Source organism: Vibrio sp. 2092, assembly GCF_033339635.1.
GTDB classification, from domain to species: domain Bacteria; phylum Pseudomonadota; class Gammaproteobacteria; order Enterobacterales; family Vibrionaceae; genus Vibrio; species Vibrio alginolyticus.
Genome location: NZ_JAWOUY010000033.1, coordinates 18,664 through 38,263, shown reverse-complemented (window position 1 = coordinate 38,263; position 19,600 = coordinate 18,664). Strand labels below are relative to the sequence as shown.

Annotated in this window: 16 protein-coding genes; 7 read left to right on the top strand and 9 right to left on the bottom strand. The window is 46.5% G+C overall.

Annotated elements, in window-relative coordinates; translation table 11 throughout:
* Nucleotides 1-332: 332 nt before the first annotated feature.
* The 6 genes from fre to trxA form a co-directional block, all read right to left on the bottom strand.
* Entirely contained in the window at nt 333-1,046 is a 714-nt protein-coding gene (fre, locus tag R7P80_RS28745; protein WP_033907312.1) for an NAD(P)H-flavin reductase, read from the bottom strand.
* Between the two features lie 14 nt (nt 1,047-1,060).
* Complete coding sequence (locus R7P80_RS28740) at nt 1,061-1,330, bottom strand: 2Fe-2S iron-sulfur cluster-binding protein (protein WP_009696789.1); 270 nt, start codon at nt 1,328-1,330, stop codon at nt 1,061-1,063.
* On the bottom strand, nt 1,327-3,180 hold the full coding sequence (gene ubiD / locus R7P80_RS28735) for a 4-hydroxy-3-polyprenylbenzoate decarboxylase (protein WP_033907314.1): 1,854 nt from the start codon (nt 3,178-3,180) through the stop codon (nt 1,327-1,329). Before ubiD ends, R7P80_RS28740 begins: the two co-directional genes overlap by 4 nt.
* Before the next feature lie 91 nt (nt 3,181-3,271).
* Complete coding sequence (locus tag R7P80_RS28730; protein ID WP_033907315.1) at nt 3,272-4,264, bottom strand: hypothetical protein; 993 nt, start codon at nt 4,262-4,264, stop codon at nt 3,272-3,274.
* Between the two features lie 105 nt (nt 4,265-4,369).
* Complete coding sequence (gene rho / locus R7P80_RS28725) at nt 4,370-5,629, bottom strand: transcription termination factor Rho (protein ID WP_005378757.1); 1,260 nt, start codon at nt 5,627-5,629, stop codon at nt 4,370-4,372.
* A gap of 196 nt (nt 5,630-5,825) precedes the next feature.
* Complete coding sequence (trxA, locus tag R7P80_RS28720; RefSeq protein ID WP_004745500.1) at nt 5,826-6,152, bottom strand: thioredoxin TrxA; 327 nt, start codon at nt 6,150-6,152, stop codon at nt 5,826-5,828.
* Nucleotides 6,153-6,263: 111 nt separating this feature from the next.
* Here trxA and rhlB point away from each other — a divergent pair, with 111 nt between their 5' ends.
* From rhlB to R7P80_RS28705, 3 genes are all read left to right on the top strand, one after another.
* Complete coding sequence (gene rhlB / locus R7P80_RS28715) at nt 6,264-7,583, top strand: ATP-dependent RNA helicase RhlB (RefSeq protein WP_005378764.1); 1,320 nt, start codon at nt 6,264-6,266, stop codon at nt 7,581-7,583.
* A gap of 20 nt (nt 7,584-7,603) precedes the next feature.
* Complete coding sequence (gppA, locus tag R7P80_RS28710) at nt 7,604-9,097, top strand: guanosine-5'-triphosphate,3'-diphosphate diphosphatase (protein ID WP_005382885.1); 1,494 nt, start codon at nt 7,604-7,606, stop codon at nt 9,095-9,097.
* 172 nt (nt 9,098-9,269) lie between these two features.
* Entirely contained in the window at nt 9,270-10,913 is a 1,644-nt protein-coding gene (locus R7P80_RS28705) for a sugar nucleotide-binding protein (protein WP_047102540.1), read from the top strand.
* 222 nt (nt 10,914-11,135) lie between these two features.
* Here the strand turns inward: R7P80_RS28705 and R7P80_RS28700 are convergent, their stop codons facing one another.
* The 3 genes from R7P80_RS28700 to recQ all read right to left on the bottom strand — a co-directional run bounded on the left by R7P80_RS28700 (nt 11,136) and on the right by recQ (nt 14,195).
* Entirely contained in the window at nt 11,136-11,810 is a 675-nt protein-coding gene (locus R7P80_RS28700; RefSeq protein WP_033907317.1) for a 7-cyano-7-deazaguanine/7-aminomethyl-7-deazaguanine transporter, read from the bottom strand.
* A 234-nt stretch (nt 11,811-12,044) separates the two neighbouring features.
* On the bottom strand, nt 12,045-12,350 hold the full coding sequence (locus R7P80_RS28695) for a DUF3630 family protein (protein WP_005378772.1): 306 nt from the start codon (nt 12,348-12,350) through the stop codon (nt 12,045-12,047).
* A gap of 9 nt (nt 12,351-12,359) precedes the next feature.
* A complete protein-coding gene (recQ, locus tag R7P80_RS28690) occupies nt 12,360-14,195 on the bottom strand; it encodes an ATP-dependent DNA helicase RecQ (RefSeq protein ID WP_005451195.1) in 1,836 nt (611 codons plus the stop codon).
* A gap of 178 nt (nt 14,196-14,373) precedes the next feature.
* On the opposite strand from recQ, the gene rarD reads away from it, so the two are divergent.
* From rarD to ggt, 4 genes are all read left to right on the top strand, one after another.
* A complete protein-coding gene (gene rarD, locus R7P80_RS28685; RefSeq protein ID WP_005378774.1) occupies nt 14,374-15,291 on the top strand; it encodes an EamA family transporter RarD in 918 nt (305 codons plus the stop codon).
* Nucleotides 15,292-15,362: 71 nt separating this feature from the next.
* A complete protein-coding gene (locus R7P80_RS28680; RefSeq protein WP_005382915.1) occupies nt 15,363-16,160 on the top strand; it encodes an AraC family transcriptional regulator in 798 nt (265 codons plus the stop codon).
* Between the two features lie 91 nt (nt 16,161-16,251).
* On the top strand, nt 16,252-16,911 hold the full coding sequence (locus R7P80_RS28675; RefSeq protein WP_005378776.1) for a LysE family translocator: 660 nt from the start codon (nt 16,252-16,254) through the stop codon (nt 16,909-16,911).
* A gap of 111 nt (nt 16,912-17,022) precedes the next feature.
* Nucleotides 17,023-18,789 carry a gamma-glutamyltransferase gene (gene ggt / locus R7P80_RS28670; RefSeq protein ID WP_225492253.1) on the top strand — a complete coding sequence of 589 codons (1,767 nt, stop codon included), beginning with the start codon at nt 17,023-17,025 and terminating at the stop codon, nt 18,787-18,789.
* The last annotated feature ends 811 nt before the right edge of the window (nt 18,790-19,600 follow it).

Sequence of the window (19,600 nt, the reverse complement as noted above, 5' to 3'; positions counted from 1 at the left end):
CGAGTGCCCACACAGATTGATAGGTCTATATTGTTAAAGAGCTTGCTTTGCGAGAAGTTTTTCTCTCAAAGCGGAGGTGCATTCTAACGAGATAATTGAGAGTGTCAAACACTTTTTTTCAATTTTATTTTTCGTAGAAGCTTTCACCTCTCCGACCCTGCTGAAGCCTTATCGCGTCTGCCGTGTCGGTGGATGCGCATTATAGGGAACTCAGATCCGTTCGCAACCCTTTTTTGAAAAAAAATGGAAAAAAATGACTGTTCGATGACTATTTCATCAAAAAAGCAAAAAAGAGGGTAAAAAACCCTCTTTTTCTGCCTTAAAAGCCGTATTTAAATGAATGCGTACGCGTCTGCGAACATACGTTCGCTCTTCGCTTTCTTGTTCTGAGTGAACTGTTCACGTGCTGCGCCAGCCATTTCAAAACGACCTGCAATATAGATATCGTAGTTTTCTAAGCTTTCGAAATCTTCAGCTACAGCTTGTAGCACGTTACCAACTTTACCTTGCCAGTCTGCAGGAGCTTCTTCTACTACTGGCACAAAATGAACATTGGCAAACTTGTCGGCAATCTCGACCAGTTCGTCTTTAGCATAAAGCTGGCAGTTATCGCGCGCCCCCCAATATAAATAGATAGGATTGGTTTTATTCTGCGCTACGCAATGATCCAGAATCGAACGTACGTAACTAAAACCTGTACCACCAGCGATCAATAACAGCGGGCGTTCACTATCTTCTTGAACCCAAGCATCGCCATGTGGCGCATCAATTTCAATCTGACCATCAGTTTCAAGCGCCGCTTGCATTGCTTCGACAACTTCTTGTGCATAAGCGTTGTGTTCCGCCGCACCGATGTGCAGTTCAAGTTCACCTTCATGACGACAAGGACTGCTTGCGATAGAGAAAGGACGTTTGTCTTTTTCACCCATCACCACCATTAGGTACTGACCCGCTTTAAAAGGCACTGGTGATTCTGGATGAAGAAGGATTTGGTAAGTATTACAAGCTAACGGCTGAATAGACTTTACTTTACATTGGATGGTCATGGTGTTCCTCTCGCTTACTCGTCAAAAGTAAGCACTAAATTACTTTCTGTATAGGCTTGGCAAGGGAATATCCAACCTTGCTGTTGCTCTTTTTCGGTTAGCATAGGTTCGAGGTGATAGCTCACCTCGCCCGTTAGCTTTTTACACATGCACATGGCGCAAGCGCCAACTTGGCAACGGTGTGGGAAGCGAATATTGTTGTTGAGCGCAGCTTCTAACACCGTCTCCCCTTCTTTTACTTGGAATGTAACGTCCATTGGTAGAAGGTGGACTTGATGACTCATAGAATACCTAACTGGTCCCAAATCTCATCGACTTTAGCCACAAGTTTAGGATCTTTTTTGATAGGCGTACCCCACTCGCGCGTGACTTCAGATTCGAACTTGTTGGTCGCATCCAGTCCTAATTTGGATGAACTCTCAGTCTTACCAAGCACTTGAATCGTGTCTCTATCTGGGTCCATTCGAGTTGTCACCGCCCAAATGATGTCATTCCAATCTCGTGCATTAACGTCATCGTCGCACAAAATGATGAATTTGTTATCCGTGTACTGAGCAAAGAAGCCCCATAGATGTTCCATCAATTCTTGGGATTGACCAGCTTGGTCTTTCTTCATAGTCACGACAGCAAATTGGTTGTTTGCTGTAACTGGAAGATAGACGTCAACAATCTCAGGGCGTTGCTGTTTCAACTCATTTAGTTCTGCTTCGGTAATCGCTTTGCTGTCTCGCTCAGTGACCTCGGTTCGCGTCGCCAGCTCGGCATCCCATTTAATGGTCGCATCCAAGCCCATTTTGGAGCCAAGCCCAACCACTGGTGAAGCAAAGTCGAGCGAGTCGATTGGCGTGTTATCTATCATCAAGGTATCACGTACAGGATCCATATGCTCTGACATGGCTTTCACGACATCATTCCAATCTCGTGCGTTTACCGATTCATCGCACACAATAACAAACTTGGTATACATGAATTGACGTAAGAAAGACCACACGCCCATCATTACGCGCTTGGCATGTCCTGGGTACTGCTTCTTCATGGTGACGACGGCCATTCGGTACGAACAACCTTCTGGCGGTAGATAGAAGTCTTCAATCTCTGGGAATTGCTTTTGCAGAATAGGTACAAACACTTCGTTTAATGCCACACCCAATACAGCTGGTTCATCTGGCGGACGACCTGTGTAGGTGCTGTGATAAATAGGGTCTTTACGCATAGTAATGTGCGTAATAGTAAATACGTGGTGCTTTTCTTTTTCGTTATAGTAGCCAGTGTGGTCACCGTAAGGACCTTCATCAGCAAACTCGTTCGGGTCGATATAGCCTTCCATCACGATTTCCGCGCTCGCTGGCACTTCCAAATCGTTGCTGACTGACTTCACGACTTCCGTTTTGCTTCCACGTAGCAAACCTGCAAATGCGTATTCCGATAGCGTATCTGGCACTGGTGTTACTGCGCCAAGAATGGTTGCTGGGTCTGCACCAAACGCGACCGAAACTGGGAAAGGTTTACCTGGGTTGGTTTCCATCCAATCGCGCAGATCAAGCGCACCACCACGATGGGCTAACCAACGCATGATGATTTTGTTCTTGGCAATTTTCTGCTGACGGTAAATGCCTAGGTTCTGACGTTTCTTATTTGGACCTTTGGTTACGGTTAAGCCCCAAGTAAGCAGCGGCGCTACATCTTCTGCCCAGCAGCTCATTACCGGAATTTTATCCAAGTCGACTTCATCACCTTGCCAAACAATGTCTTGGCATGGTGCTTTACGTAAACGCTTAGCCGGCATGTTCAATACTTGTTTGAACACAGGCAGTTTTTCTAAAGCGTCTTTGAAGCCTTTTGGTGGCTCAGGTTCTTTTAAATAAGCCAGCAGCTTACCGACTTCTCTTAATTCTTTAACGTCTTCACGTCCCATGCCGATTGCGACACGCTCTGGTGTACCAAACAGGTTCGTCAAAACAGGTACGTCGTAGCCGATTGGGTTCTCAAACAACAGCGCAGGTCCACCAGCACGCAAGGTGCGGTCGCTGATTTCTGTCATTTCATAAGCGGGATCGACAGGGTGAGTGATGCGTTTAAGTCGACCTTTCTGTTCTAGGTGGTCGATAAATTCGCGTAAATCCTTAAAACTCATAGGCCTTCATGCTGGCTGATTAAACTGTCCGCAGTATAACAAATAGGAGGACGCTAAGATCCTCCTATTTTGTGTGGGTATGTGAGCCAGATTACTTTAATACTTGTTCAATCTGCCGAGTCTTTATCTGATGGTTCGAAGATACTAACTCTTCCAACCAGGTTTGATGCCCTTGTTGAGCAAGCTCTCGAGCAACCATGGTTGCTTCTTCTGATAACGCCATTTTTCTAACTAGAAACTGCTTTACTTGCGGAGATAGAGGGTTAGATTTTGTAAGTAGACTAATAGCTTCTGGCTTGAGTGATGGGTTAACTGTGGCATTCATCAATTGCTGAATGGAAAAAACGTCTCCAACCGCAGCTAAACGCTCAAGTTCGGACTGGCTGTTGTAATCAGCTTTCATCCGCCAGAGTAAGTTGTACACTTCCTCATCCTGACTAACTTGTGCCAACCTGACTATCACGGCCGTCGATGGTAACCAACTGGTCACATTTGCTTTGGTTAACTGGGCCGTTAATGCAGCAAGCGCATTGGGTGATAAGCTGTCTAACTCTCGAATCAAAAGCGCTTCACGCGCTTGAGCTTGTTGAGATGGCCCTGTAAGCCATTGCTTTAAGTTAAGCTCTCTTCGTTCAGCTTGTAAGACAAAGTCCAAGGTACTTTGGTCTTGTTTCCAACGCTTAATCAAGCGACTCGCAATAACGGGAAAGTTAAAAGCGGGTACACTAAATTCATACCCATCACCTCGCTCTAACACTTGATAAGTCGGGGTCATACGGATCTGGGACTCAACAAACAGAGCCATTCGAGGCGTGAGAATCACATCTTGCTTTTCAAGCTTTTCCAATAATTGAAAGCGCACCACCTCTTGTTGAGGCAAAGCAAGTCTATCAAGGGCAAATTTAAGCGAGTCGACTTCATCTCTGACAGCGTAATCAAGCAGTTCAGAGACTTTAGTATGTATTTGAGTATCCTGAAGCCACTGTTCTACTACAGACTCATGCATTTCCTTGGCAGATAATGTCGCAGGTAGAGTGATAAGTGACAAGCTCAGGAGTAATGACGACAACATTCCTTGTTGCATGTTAACCTCCCGATAACATTTCCTTCATTCTGATACTTCTATCGGGAGAAAGCAATAAAAAAGCCACCGATATACGGTGGCTTTTCGCAGAATGACTATTTGAGACTATTGACGACGCATCGCATCGAAGAACTCATCGTTGGTCTTCGTCATCGCTAGCTTGTCGATTAGGAATTCCATTGCGTCGATTTCGCCCATTGGGTGAACGATCTTACGCAGAATCCACATCTTCTGTAGTTCGTCAGTCTTCGTCAGTAGCTCTTCACGACGTGTACCTGAGCGGTTAAAGTCAATCGCAGGGAATACACGCTTCTCAGCAATCTTACGGTTCAAGTGCAGTTCCATGTTACCTGTACCCTTGAACTCTTCGTAGATAACTTCATCCATTTTAGAACCAGTATCTACTAGTGCCGTTGCGATGATAGTTAGGCTGCCGCCTTCTTCTACGTTACGTGCAGCACCGAAGAAACGCTTAGGACGATGTAATGCGTTTGCATCCACACCACCTGTTAGTACTTTACCTGATGAAGGCACTACGGTGTTGTAAGCACGAGCTAGGCGAGTGATAGAGTCAAGCAAGATAACCACGTCTTTCTTATGTTCAACAAGACGTTTTGCCTTCTCGATCACCATTTCCGCTACTTGTACGTGACGAGATGCTGGCTCATCGAAAGTCGACGCAACCACTTCACCTTTAACTAGGCGTTGCATCTCGGTTACTTCTTCTGGACGTTCGTCGATAAGAAGAACCATCAACTCACACTCTGGGTGGTTGTACGCGATGCTTTGCGCGATGTTTTGCAGAAGCATTGTTTTACCCGCTTTAGGCGGAGCAACAATCAGACCACGTTGACCTTTACCGATTGGCGATGCCAAGTCTAAAACACGTGCTGTAATGTCTTCTGTTGAACCGTTACCACGCTCCATAACCATGCGCTCATTCGCATGTAGAGGGGTAAGGTTTTCAAATAGGATCTTGTTACGGGCGTTGTCTGGTTTATCGTCGTTAACGGTATTGACTTTTAGAAGGGCAAAGTAACGTTCACCGTCTTTTGGTGGACGAATTTTGCCAGCGATAGAGTCACCAGTACGTAGGTTAAAGCGACGAATCTGACTTGGTGATACGTAGATATCGTCCGGACCCGCAAGGTATGAACTATCTGCACTGCGTAGGAAACCAAAGCCGTCTTGCAGAATTTCCAGAACCCCATCGCCAAAGATGTCTTCGCCGCCTTTCGCGTGCGCTTTTAAAATCGCGAAGATGATGTCTTGTTTTCTTAAGCGAGCTAGGTTCTCTAATCCTAAGCTTTCGCCCAGTTTTACAAGGTCAGACACAGGTCTGTTCTTCAGTTCGGTAAGGTTCATGGTGGTGGATTCTTGTTTAGTCAAAATAAGATCTGTTTTCTAGTTAAGATGGATTTGGTCTCAGGATCGACCAAGAAGAGAAATTTGTTCAATTAACGCGCGATAAGTTAGCACTAATTAGTATTCTAGTCCAGAGTTAGAAAAACAAAACCGTGCATTGTAACTTTGCACGGTTTTATCTGTAATCACTTGGTGATTATAAGTTTGCGTCTAGGAACTCTTTTAGTTGAGTTTTAGACAGAGCACCTACTTTCGTTGCCGCTACGTTACCATCTTTAAATAGTAATAGCGTTGGAATGCCGCGAATACCAAACTTAGGTGGTGTACCTGCGTTATGGTCGATGTTTAGTTTACCGATAGTGAGTTTGCCTTCGTACTCGTCTGCGATTTCGTCCAAAATAGGAGCGATCATTTTACAAGGACCACACCATTCTGCCCAAAAATCCACTAGAACCGGGCCTGCAGCGTTGATTACATCGTTTTCAAAACCGTCATCAGTTAGCTGCAAAATCTTATCACTCATCTTCCACTCCAATGTGTTTTTCGAAACTGGTTGGATGATAACCAGTAATTAGATGCCCTATTGGAATGTATTTACTTTCGTATTGCAAGCTTTAGCTGATATTCTATAGCCATGAAAAAGACGCATATCACAGAGCAAAAGTTCGCCGATTTGGGCTTAAAGCCCCAAGTTATTGAAGGATTGGACAAAAAAGGGTTCGAATTTTGTACCCCTATCCAAGCCTTGGCGTTGCCGGTCCTGCTCACCGGCCAAGACATCGCAGGCCAGGCCCAAACGGGTACTGGTAAAACGCTCGCGTTTCTTACTGCTACGTTCAACCACCTTCTGACGACTCCGGAACATGAAGGTCGTAAGCCTACACAGCCACGCGCAATTATTATGGCGCCTACACGTGAGCTCGCTATTCAGATTTACAATGATGCAGAATCATTAACTGAAAGCACAGGTCTAAAAACCGCCCTAGCTTACGGTGGTGAAAGCTACGACAAGCAACTTGCGAAACTGCAAGACGGCGTAGATATTCTGATCGGAACAACAGGCCGTATCATCGATTTCTACAAACAGCGCGTATTTAACCTCAACAACATTCAAGCTGTTGTTCTGGACGAAGCCGACCGCATGTTCGATCTTGGCTTTATTAAAGACATTCGCTTCTTGTTCCGTCGTATGCCTGAGCCAAAAGAGCGTTTGAACATGCTGTTCTCAGCAACGCTGTCTTACCGCGTTCAAGAACTGGCATTCGAACACATGAATACTCCTGAGCATGTCGTTGTCGAACCAGAACAAAAAACTGGCCACCGTATCCAGGAAGAGCTTTTCTATCCTTCGAATGAAGACAAAATGGCGCTGCTTCAAACACTAATTGAAGAAGAGTGGCCAGATCGCGCTATCATTTTTGCCAATACCAAGCATAAGTGTGAATCGGTTTGGGGTCATTTGGCTGCCGATGGACACCGTGTAGGCCTTCTTACTGGCGATGTACCGCAGAAGAAGCGTGAGAAGATTCTTGAGCAATTCACCAAAGGTGATGTCGACATCCTAGTTGCAACTGACGTTGCAGCGCGTGGTTTGCATATTCCTCAGGTAACGCACGTTTTCAACTACGACCTTCCTGACGACTGTGAAGATTATGTTCACCGTATTGGCCGTACTGGTCGCGCTGGTGCGAGCGGTCATTCGATCAGTTTTGCTTGTGAAGAGTACGCGGTTAACCTACCAGCAATCGAAGAATACATTGAGCATACAATCCCAGTTTCAGAGTACGATTCGTCGGCACTGATTCAAGATCTACCGGCTCCGATTCGTATGCGTGCACCACGCAACCAACAGCGCCGCACGAATACTGGCGGTACCCGCTCTGGTTCTGGTAACCGTAAGCCGCAGGGACGTCGTCCACGCCAACCGCGTCAATCGGCACCAAAACAATCGTAATAGGAAACTGAGTTCGTTTTATGAGTCAAGCAGGATCATCACCGCTATATGCCGCCATCGACCTCGGGTCGAACAGTTTTCACATGCTCGTTGTGCGTCACATCGATGGCAGCGTTCAAACAATGGCTAAAATTAAGCGCAAAGTTCGTCTAGCAGCGGGCTTAGATGAACATAATTCTCTTAGTATGGAAGCTATGCAGCGAGGATGGGACTGCTTAAGTCTATTTGCGGAACGCTTGCAGGACATTCCTAAACAAAACATTCGCATCGTCGGTACTGCAACATTACGTACCGCGACCAATGTAGATGTGTTTTTAGAAAAGGCTAACCAAATTCTAGGCCAGCCTATCGAAGTGATTACTGGTGAAGAAGAAGCAGCCACTATCTATAAAGGTGTCGCTCACACCTCTGGCGGTAGTGGTCGTCGCCTTGTAGTCGATATCGGTGGAGCAAGTACCGAACTGATTATCGGTGAAGGTTTCGAAGCCAAAGCACTGACCAGCTTAAAAATGGGCTGCGTGACTTGGCTTGAAAACTTCTTTAAAGATCGTCAATTGAATGCTCGTAACTTTGACGCGGCAATTGAAGGGGCGAAACAGACCATCCAGCCGATTTTAGAACGTTATACAGAAATTGGTTGGGATGTGTGTGTTGGTGCATCAGGCACTGTTCAGGCATTGCAAGAGATAATGCTGGCGCAAGGCATGGACGAAGTAATCACTCACTCCAAACTCAAACGTCTACAGAAGCAAGCCATGTTGGCCGACCATTTAGAAGAACTCGATATTGAAGGCTTAACACTTGAGCGTGCATTAGTGTTCCCTAGTGGCCTCTCTATTTTGATTGCCGTTTTTGAATTGCTTGAAATCGATGCTATGACACTCGCTGGCGGCGCACTACGCGAAGGCTTAGTGTATGAGATGGTTGAAGAGCTTCGTCAAGAAGACATTCGTGCCCGCACTATCGCTAGCGTACAAAATCGCTATCAGCTCGATCACCAATACGGCGAACAAGTCGCTACTCTGGCACACACGCTTTTACAGCAAGCTGGGGGCGATGAGTGGATTACAGAGCCTCAGGGCAAGATATTACTCGAGACCGCCGCAAAACTGCATGAAATTGGCTTAACTATCGATTTCAAAAAAGGCGGAGAGCATAGTGCTTACTTGCTACAGAATTTGGATCTGCCTGGTTACACGCGCGCGCAGAAGTTCTTTATTGGTGAAGTGGCTCGTCGCTATCGCGAACAGCTCACTTCTTTACCTGAGCAGCATGCATTATCAGGCTCAAGTGCCAAACGAGTATTAAGACTGTTGCGTCTTGCGGTTCTACTCAGCCATCGTCGCAATCCTGATCTAGAGCCAAATGTGACTCTAACGGTTGAAGGCGACAATCTAACGTTACACATTGATGCGCAATGGCTAGAGAAAAACCCACTGACTGCGGCTGAGTTGGAAATTGAATCCAACCGTCAGACAGACATCGGCTGGCCATTAAATATCGTAGCAAAATAAGCGAATATCACTGCCTTACAATACTAAAGCCCAGGCGTTCGCTTGGGCTTTTCTGCTTCTACTTCCCCTACAAAACGTGCTGCCCAGCAAAAATCTCAGCTTCTCCGCTCTACATCGAAAAACAGCCATGCTTTATTGATAAACACAATTTAGCCAACCAAGATGCACCATCATGAAAACCGTTTTAATGACTGGCTTAACTGGTACCCTCGCCCCAAAAGTCGCTCATCAGTTTCACCTACGCGGCTGGAACATATTGGAGTGGAATCACCACCAAATCTCACCAGATGATCCAGAGCAAAGTGAACAATTTTGGCAGCAACACCACATCAATGCGGTGTGCCATATGGCGATGGGAAGTGAAGAGTGGGCAGCGTGGCTTGGTGAGCAATGCAAACGCCATAATATTCCTTACCTCTTTGTCAGCACAGCAATGGTATTTGATGCCACAAAAAACGGGCCTTATGGCATCTTTGAAGAAAGAAACACCCAAGATGATTACGGCAAATACAAAGTTCGTTGTGAAGATGCAATCTGGCAAGCAAATCCAGATGCGATGGTTGCTCGAATTGGTTGGCAGCTCCATCACCAAGCAGAAGGCAATAACATGTTGGCGCATCTCAACCGCCAACATGAAGAGTACGGCGTTATTACCGCTAGCACAGCTTGGTATCCCGCGACTTCTCATATGGACGATACTGCACTCGCCTTTTTGCAGCTTATTGAGCGGAACGAAGCCGGTTTATACCATCTTGATAGCAACTTAAAGGATAAGTGGAATTTCTACGAACTCGTTTGTGCACTCAAACAGCATTACAACAAGCCATGGCAAGTGCTGCCAAGCAATGACTATCACCATGACCAACGTCTAACCGATGAACGAATTGCCTTGCCGCCATTGAGTGAACGTTTCAACAAATCAGAGCAAATCCAGCAAGCCGGCATCATAGGAATCAACTGGGGACGCACGCACATTCCCCACTATCGAAACAATGGTGTATCGGTCACAACGTTATGCGCCAACCAAATAGAACCGCTTCAGCAAGCGTGCAGTGAAGAAGCAATCCCAAAGGCAGAAACGAACATCAGCGCACTCAAGCAACTTGATGTAGTGACAATCGCGACACCTGCGCATACTCATGCAGAGATAATTAAGAAGTTAGGTTCAACCAAGCTAATTTGTGAAAAGCCATTGGTGGGATTGAATTCTGACATAACTCACTGGCAGCAACCGAACGCCAACCTATTGGTTAATTACGCCTTTGCTCAGCTTAATACCGCCAAGACGATAGAGAAGTGGCTCACTTCGCAAACCCAACCTTGTGTGGTCAATCTAGTCACCCAAGTTAACCTACCGGGCACCTTCACGCTCAAAGAGTGGTTTCTTGAAACTGCCAGTCACCCTATATCTTGGTTGCTGCACTGCTTTGGAGACTATTATCAATCGACACTGGTTGAGGAAAACGGCCAACTGATCGTTGATCTGCAATGTGACGACCACCAGCTAAGGTTTGTATTTGAACTAACAGGTGAACCGGGCATCGAGCACAATCTAACGATTCAATCCAACCAGACCTTAACCAGCAAAGGCTACTACCGTGTCGGAGAAAAATGGCGTTTCGAGCCCATTCTCGTTAATGGCAACGCGATAAATGATGGAGAGTACAGCGAGTCTGATTGCTGGCAGGACGCCAATCAACGCAGTGTCGGTTTGATGTTGGCGATGTTCAATCAAAGCATCAGCTGGGATAACGGCCTGCAACTTGGCGCCTTCGATGCGCAAAAAGCCATTTTGATTGAGAAGATGCTCTGTTAGCCATTTCACCAGCGAGCTTCCTCTACGTGCCGTACCTTCGATTAAAAGGTCTCACTCGGGACCTTTTTTACTGCTCATTTTTACCTTCGTACAGCTCAGGGAGCTTTTGGACACCCATGATCTAATTACTCCCCACGCTGTACAAAACGCTCTAAACCCAAGTAAACAGGCACAAAAAAGCCGCTTGATTTGAGCAAGCGGCTTTCGGGGTTCCCACTGATATTAAGACTGAACGCTTGTCGTCACCTTAAAGTCAGGGTTCACCTCAGTCAGCTTCTTAATTAGGTAATTCAGTAATACGCCGTACATCGGAACGAACAAACCAAGACTGATAATCAGTTTGAAGCCGTAATCCACCAGCGCGATTTCCGTCCAATGCTCTGCCATAAATGGATCTGGGCTTTGATAGAACGCAATGGCGAAGAAAGCGATGGTATCAAGTGCATTACCGAAAAGCGTTGAACACGTTGGTGCCACCCACCATTGCTTCATTTGACGTAGGCGGTTGAACACGTGCACATCCATGATCTGACCAAGTAGGTACGCCATGAAGCTAGCAATCGCGATACGAGCAACGAATAAGTTAAATTCCCCTAGGTGACCAAAACCTTGGAATTGACCTTCGAAGAACACCACCGATAAGAAGTAAGACACTGCCAAAGCAGGCAACATCACTAAGAAGATGATCTTACGCGCCAACTGAGCACCGAAAATACGCACAGTTAAGTCAGTCGCTAGGAATATAAATGGGAAAGTGAATGCGCCCCAAGTGGTATGGAAACCGAAAATAGTAAACGGTAGCTGAACTAGGTAATTGCTAGATGCAATAATGACTAGGTGGAATAGAACCAGATAGATAAGGGCGTTGCGCTGCTGCGCAGGGGTAAAGTTACTCATGCGATACCTTTTTAGTTTGGTTTGGGGGTGAGGGAACCCAAATCGAGTCACTGAATAAAGTGGCTCTTACCAACAATGTAAAATGAAAAATAAACTGGCTTGGCTCTTTCTGAGCGAAGCGGTGGGCGATTATACATTAACCACTTTTCGCCGCAAGTCGTCTGTTTTACGCAAACGTTTGAGCATAAAAAAGGGTGTTTCATGTGAAACACCCTTTCAAGAAAAATTCTATTTTTAGAAACCGCGCTGGAACAATCCTGCAAGATAATCCAACTCTTCCCTGCTCTCTTCAATCGCTAAAGCTTCAAACCAAATCGCTTCGCTGTAATGCTCTGCTTTCATAAACAGTCGGCAACCTTCAAAATCGATCAGCCAAGAGTGAATGTCCGCATCCCACTGCTTTTCCACCACAGTAGCAGAAAGCAAGCCGACTAAACGCTCACCTAAGGCAGGAAAACTATCAAGGTCAAAGCTCGGCGCGGTAATGATTAAGCGCCCTTCTTGTGCCATGTAGTCCGCTAAGCCAAATTCCTTTTGCATCTTGGTTCCTTATCCGTGGTGAGTAATGTGTTCTTGAATCAAATCGAGGAATGGGTCGGCGTACTTCTCTAGTTTGCGCTGACCAACGCCGCTAACCGCCAGCATTTCGCCGTAAGACGTTGGCAGAATTTCCGCCATATCAATCAGAGTCGCGTCACTGAAGACCACGTATGGTGGTAAACCATCTTCATCAGCAATCGACTTACGCAGCTTACGTAACTTAGCAAACAGCTTTTTGTCGTAGTTCTTGCTGGTCAGTTTATCTGATTTCGCCGCACGTGCTGCAGTGTCTAAACGTGGAACCGCTAACTCCAGAGTCACATCGCCACGTAGCAGCGGACGCGCTTCTTCGGTAAGTTGCAGCGTTGAGTTACGCGTGATGTTTTGGAACAACAGCCCTTTGTGGATTAATTGACGGAAGATACTCACCCAGTAATCGTGGCTGTGATCGCGCCCTATCGCGTAGGTAGAAATCTTATCGTGCCCGTTTTCACGTACACGAATATTTTGCATGCCACGTAGCACTTCTACCACGTAACCCATACCAAAGCTTTGATTAACACGGTACACACAAGACAACGCCTTACGTGCTTCTTCCGTGGCATCAAAGTGTTTCGGTGGATCTAAGCAAATATCACAGTTGCCACATGGCTTCTCACGATACTCACCAAAGTAATTCAGTAGCACCTGACGACGACAAGTTTGCGCCTCAGCAAAGGCACTCATCGCATTCAGTTTGTGGGTTTCCACCTGCTTCTGTGGACCATCGTCTTTCTCATCCAACATACGACGCAGCCAACTGATGTCCGCTGGGTCATACAACATCATCGCTTCGGCAGGTAGACCATCACGCCCTGCACGACCCGTTTCCTGATAGTAAGACTCGATGTTGCGCGGGATATCAAAGTGAACCACAAAACGCACGTTTGGTTTGTTGATGCCCATACCGAATGCCACGGTCGCCACTACAATTTGGATGTCATCACGTTGGAAAGCTTCTTGAACGTAAGCGCGCTCATCAGCGTCCATACCGGCGTGATAACCAGCAGCACGAATGTGGTTGTTGCACAGCTTCTCGGTCACCATCTCAACTTTCTTACGGCTACCACAATAGATGATGCCGCAGTTACCCTTTTGGGTTTCAAGATAACGAACGATTTGCGAAACCGGCTTGTGCTTCTCAACTAAGTTGTAGCGAATGTTGGGACGGTCGAAGCTGCCTAGGTAAACCTCTGGATTATTCAGTTGCAGGCGTTCAAGAATATCTCGGCGCGTTGCGTCATCTGCGGTCGCCGTCAGCGCCATAAATGGCACATGGGAAAACTGCTGCTTAAGCTGACCAAGCGCGGCATATTCTGGACGGAAGTCGTGTCCCCACTGGGAAATACAGTGCGCTTCATCGACGGCAATCATCGATAGCGGCAAGTTTTCCAAGCGCTCAATGAAATCACGCATCAATACGCGTTCTGGCGAGACGTACACCAACTTAAGATGACCAGTGTGCATGCGGTTATACACGCTGAGCAGTTCTTCACGAGGCATGGTCGAGTTAATGCATTCAGCCGCTACACCGTTGGCTTTAAGCTGGTCCACTTGGTCTTTCATCAGCGAAATAAGCGGAGAAATCACCAAAGTAATACCAGAGCGAACCAAAGCAGGGATTTGATAACACAGCGACTTACCGCCACCAGTAGGCAGGATAACTAAGCTGTCGCGACCTTCTACCGCAGCATCAATCACCAACTGCTGACCATCACGGAACTCTTGGTAACCAAACACATCCTCCAACACACGTTGAGGCGTTACAGGCGAATCAGATTGTTCGGCTAACAAGGTCGAGGTCATGAAAAGTCTCAGATTGGGTCTTAAAAAAGAGGTGCTTATGCATACCACTGGCACACAAAGTGAGGGCACATTGTAATGGGGTTTCATGGTGAATAAAACCGCAAATTGTTAGGTGTTTCGCATCACGACTCGTATACTGATTTTCTGCTCTATAAAACACACAATTAGGTGACACTTCATGACACCAGAAGACGAACAACAACGCGCGCGGCAAGGTATCTTGCTAGCGATTGGTGCGTATACCATGTGGGGCATTGCGCCGATGTACTTTAAGTCCATCGCACAAGTATCTCCTTTGGAAATTCTAAGCCACCGAGTGATATGGTCTTTCTTTTTGCTTGCTGCACTCCTCCATTTTGGCCGTCACTGGCGCTCGGCTTACCACATCGCGAAAGACAAAACGAAAATCGCTTACCTGATCGCAAGTTCCATGCTAATTGGCGGTAATTGGTTGATTTTCATTTGGGCGGTAAACTCGAATCATATGCTCGACGCCAGCTTAGGTTATTACATTAACCCACTGATCAACGTCTTACTCGGGATGGTCTTCCTTGGTGAGCGACTGCGTAAATTACAGTGGTTCGCGGTTGTATTGGCAGGTTGTGGCGTACTCGTTCAACTGATTGTATTTGGCTCCGTACCTGTTGTTGCGATGGCGTTAGCAATGAGCTTCGGCTTTTATGGCTTATTAAGAAAGAAAGTCAGTGTCGATGCAAAAACTGGCTTGTTTATCGAGACATTACTTCTACTGCCAGTGGCCGCTGTTTATTTGCTTTTTATTGCCGATACACCAACCTCAAATATGCTTACGAATCCACTTACGTTAAATAGTTTGTTGATCGCGGCTGGGGTTATAACAACCCTGCCACTGCTGTGCTTTACGGGTGCAGCAACAAGACTCAAATTATCGACTTTGGGCTTTTTCCAATATATAGGCCCAAGCTTAATGTTTTTACTTGCAGTATTGATGTATGGCGAACCCTTTACCATGGATAAAGCGATCACTTTCGTCTTTATTTGGGGAGCACTAGTCGTATTTAGCTTTGATGGATTACGTAATAACCGTCGCTCACGCCGAATCGTTCAGCCACAGTGATCGTTTTTTACAAGACAAGTTAGAAATTGCCAGATAAGCTTGGTCATAATGTGACCAAGCTTTTTTATTTAATGGAACATATTCAGTACTACGCAACCGACCATGACAACTTGAGTCTAATAGAGGCGAAATACCAGAAATTTGCTTTTCAAAGGCATTACCATCTGGATTTTCATCTCGGCCTGATCACGCATGGTGCGCAGAAGTTCCAATACCAAGGTAACAGCCACCAAGTTGGTCACGGGCAAATTGTGATTATGCCGCCGGATGAGCTGCACGACGGGCAATCTAAGCTCGAGAGTGGCTACGAAGTAAATGTGTTTGCGATCGAACCTCATCTATTGAGCGATCTGGCTGATCTTAAGCAAAACGGTCAAATAATACACTTCAACGAACTGATCATCTCGGATCCGCAGATATTTTCACAACTTAGTAACTTACACGGGCTGCTTCGTCGTGAAAACCTCAGCCAACTCACCAAAGATTGCCTTCCTTTTGAAGGATTTAACCAACTTTTTGATCGCTACGGATCGCTTGAGCGACAAAAAGTGGTGCCGCTAGGAAACCAATCGCTTGGGACGTTAAAAGATTATCTAATGGCTAACCTTGACCAAGCGGTGCGTTTGGATTCACTTTCAGAGCTGTGCCAACTGAGCCCAACTCAGTTCCAGCGCCACTTTAAAGCGCAAACTGGCATGACGCCTTATGCATGGTTCGCACGCCTGCGCCTTGAACAAGGCATGAAGTTACTGCAAGCTGGTCAATGTGGTACCGACGTCGCTCATCAAATCGGTTTCTATGATCAAGCGCATTTCAGCAAAGCGTTTAAACAGACCTACGGCGTTTCCCCTTCTCAAGTGGCTCGTTAATTTCATTTACCGAGAAAGCTGTCAGTTTTTTACAAGCGCCACAGGTGACTTACCACGACAATAGCCGCATTGGTTAAATTTGAGATGTGTTATGAATGAATCCACCATATTGCTGACACTCGCCAGCATTCACTTTATTGCCCTAATGAGTCCAGGTCCGGACTTTGCGCTGGTCGTACAAAATGCGACGCGTCATGGTCGTCAAACTGGCTTGTACATTGCGTTGGGATTGTCCGTCGGTATTTTGCTGCACTCTTTGTTCAGCCTGACAGGTGTGAGTTTTGTCGTCCACCAGCACCCAGTGCTGTATTCCGTGGTACAACTGCTCGGTGGTAGTTACCTGCTCTACTTAGGAATTGGCGCATTGCGTGCCGTGATCTCGATGATCCAAAACCCACTGACGGATCAACCTAAGAAGCAAAATAACCTAGTGATCAGCAATAAGCGTCAAGCGTTTGCTAAAGGGTTTGCGACCAACATTCTTAACCCAAAAGCCCTGGTGTTCTTTGTCAGTTTGATGTCGAGTTTAGTCCCAGCAGGTATGTCGATTACTGGCAAAGGTATTGCACTGGTCATCCTGTTTGGCTTGTCGCTATTCTGGTTCTCTAGCCTTGCATGGATGCTGTCGACACAGCGCTTACAGCGTAAATTGCAACAAGCGGGTATCTACATCGACGGTCTATGCGGCGTGGTATTTACTCTAGTGGGCGGCAGTATTCTATACCAAACTATCAATACTTTTATCGGATAAAGTACTGATTTAAAAGCGTAGCACAATCGACATTTCTAAGATTGCTGACTCGACGTGACTCTCCATAACTGCCAAGCTCAAAGCACAAAACTGGCAACATGGAGAGTCATCATGCATTGGACGTTCAACCGACTCGTGACCACGGGTCTTTTTCTTACTTCCCCACTAATCTTATCTACCTCAGTCTTTGCTAACCAAGCAGCAGATGCGGTTGCGCCGGAGCACAGCACTGGCTTCGAGCAAAAACAATTGATCAAAGCGAAAGATTATATGGTTACCGCTGCTAACCCAATTGCAACCCAAGCTGGTGCGGATGTTATTGCCCAAGGTGGTAATGCTATTGATGCTATGGTTGCCGTGCAGCTGATGCTGGGCTTGGTAGAACCGCAATCATCAGGTATTGGTGGTGGCGCCTTCTTAGTGTATTGGGACAGTGAGAAACAAAAACTAACTACGTATGATGGACGCGAAACCGCACCGCTCGCCGCGACGCCGAAACTCTTTTTAGACGAAAAAGGACAACCCCTACAATTTTACGATGCGGTTGTCGGCGGGCGCTCCGTTGCCACTCCTGGTACAGTGAAACTGCTGTGGGACACGCACCAGAAATACGGCAAGTTGGAATGGAAGAAGATCATCCAACCTGTGATTACCTTGGCTGAGCAAGGTTTCGAAGTCAGTCCTCGCCTCGCGAGTCTGATTGAGAAAGATACTAAGCGCCTATCACGCTTCCCTGCGACTAAGGCTTACTTCTTCAATCCAGACGGCTCACCAAAAACCGAAGGCACGTTGTTGAAGAACCCTGAATACGCGCAAACTCTGACGGCAATTGCAGAGCAAGGGGCAAAAGCTTTCTATCAAGGCGATATCGCTACAGACATCATCAAGACCGTACAGAATGCACCGGGCAATCCTGGCGTATTGGCACAACCTGACTTTGATGCGTTCCAAATCAAGCAACGTGAACCGGTTTGTGCGGCTTACCAAAGCTATGACATCTGCGGCATGGGACCACCTAGCTCTGGCGCATTGACGGTTGGACAGATTCTCGCGATCACCGAGCAATACGATCTTAAAGGTTGGGGAGCCGAAAGCGCAAAATCATGGCAAGTGATCGCCGATGCATCGCGCCTTGCGTTTGCGGATCGCGGTAAGTACATGGCTGACCAAGATTATGTGCCAATGCCAACCGAAGGCTTGCTTGATAAAGATTATCTCAAACAACGTGCTGAGCTCATTCAAGTCGGTAAAGCCTTGAGTAAGGTTGAAGCCGGCAACCCTCCTTGGTCGCACGCGATGAACTTAAGCATGGACCAATCGATCGAGCTGCCTTCCACCAGCCATTTCAATATCGTCGATAAGCAAGGCAATGTGGTTTCAATGACAACAACCATTGAAAACGCTTTTGGCTCACGTTTGATGGTGCGCGGCTTCTTGCTCAACAACGAACTGACCGATTTCTCTTTCCGCACTCATCAAGATGGTGTGCCAATCGCGAACCGCTTAGAACCGGGTAAACGCCCACGTTCATCCATGGCACCAACCATTATGATGAAGGATGACAAACCTTACATGGCAATTGGCTCACCGGGTGGCAGCCGCATCATTGGTTACGTCGCACAAGCCATTATCGCCCACACGCAATGGGATATGGACATCCAAAGCGCGATTAATCAGCCACGATTACTGAACCGTTTTGGTACCTTAGATATTGAGCAAGGTACCGCTGCAGAAGGCTTACAGCCTGAGTTGGAAAAGATGGGTTTTAAAACTGATGTTCGTGATTTGAACTCTGGACTGCATGCGATACGTATAACAAAAGACGGTCTTGAGGGTGCAGCCGATCCAAGGCGTGAAGGTGCCGCTATCGGGCAGTAAGAGTCTTTCGCTCGACCCCTTGTGCGAGATCTCTCACAAAGGGTTGAGCAAACCTCTCTTTTTTAATGGTAAAACCGTACAACAAAGAACATAAGTCATTGAATTTAATGTTTATGTATCTTTTTTGAACGCAAAGAGAGTGAAAAAATGTGAGATTAGCCCGTTGTTGGAAATCGTTAAACACGTAATATTAAACCTGTCGGAAGGATGCTGACACGGAACAGGAAACACCACGGACTTGGTGAACTTCAGGAAGAAGAAACGGTTATTCAGGATGAATAGTCGGGCATGGATTGCAAAATTGGACATTGAACGGAATCAATAGTGACTAGGATGGTTGCTACTAAGGACGGGAAATGGACACCTCTGGACGAGGCAAGGATTTGAACATCAGGATGATGTCAGGGACACCGCTCAGGGAACAAGTGATGAGAGCTAACGAGGATGGTTAGCAGACCAGGATAAGGTCATTAAGGACACCGCTAGGAAGGCGACGTAAGGATTAAGCTGACGGATTCAGCACACTATCATGGATTAGATGCATGGAGCACTCTTAGTAGCCGGATTGCTGCGAGTAAGACTATAACCCCGATGGGCGCAAGCCCTCGGGGTTTTTCTTTGCCTAAAATTTTTCTCAGCAGCTCTGCTGAAAACAGACATTCACCAACAACACCAAACTTTCCCTTCAAACAGCATCGTTAAATCGCGCTTTCGCACTCCATTTATCATTCCATTTTTTACTGCATTAGCGACACAAAAACAGCACAAACAAAAAGAGCCGCCGAAGCAGCTCTTAAGTTGATTAGTTTTG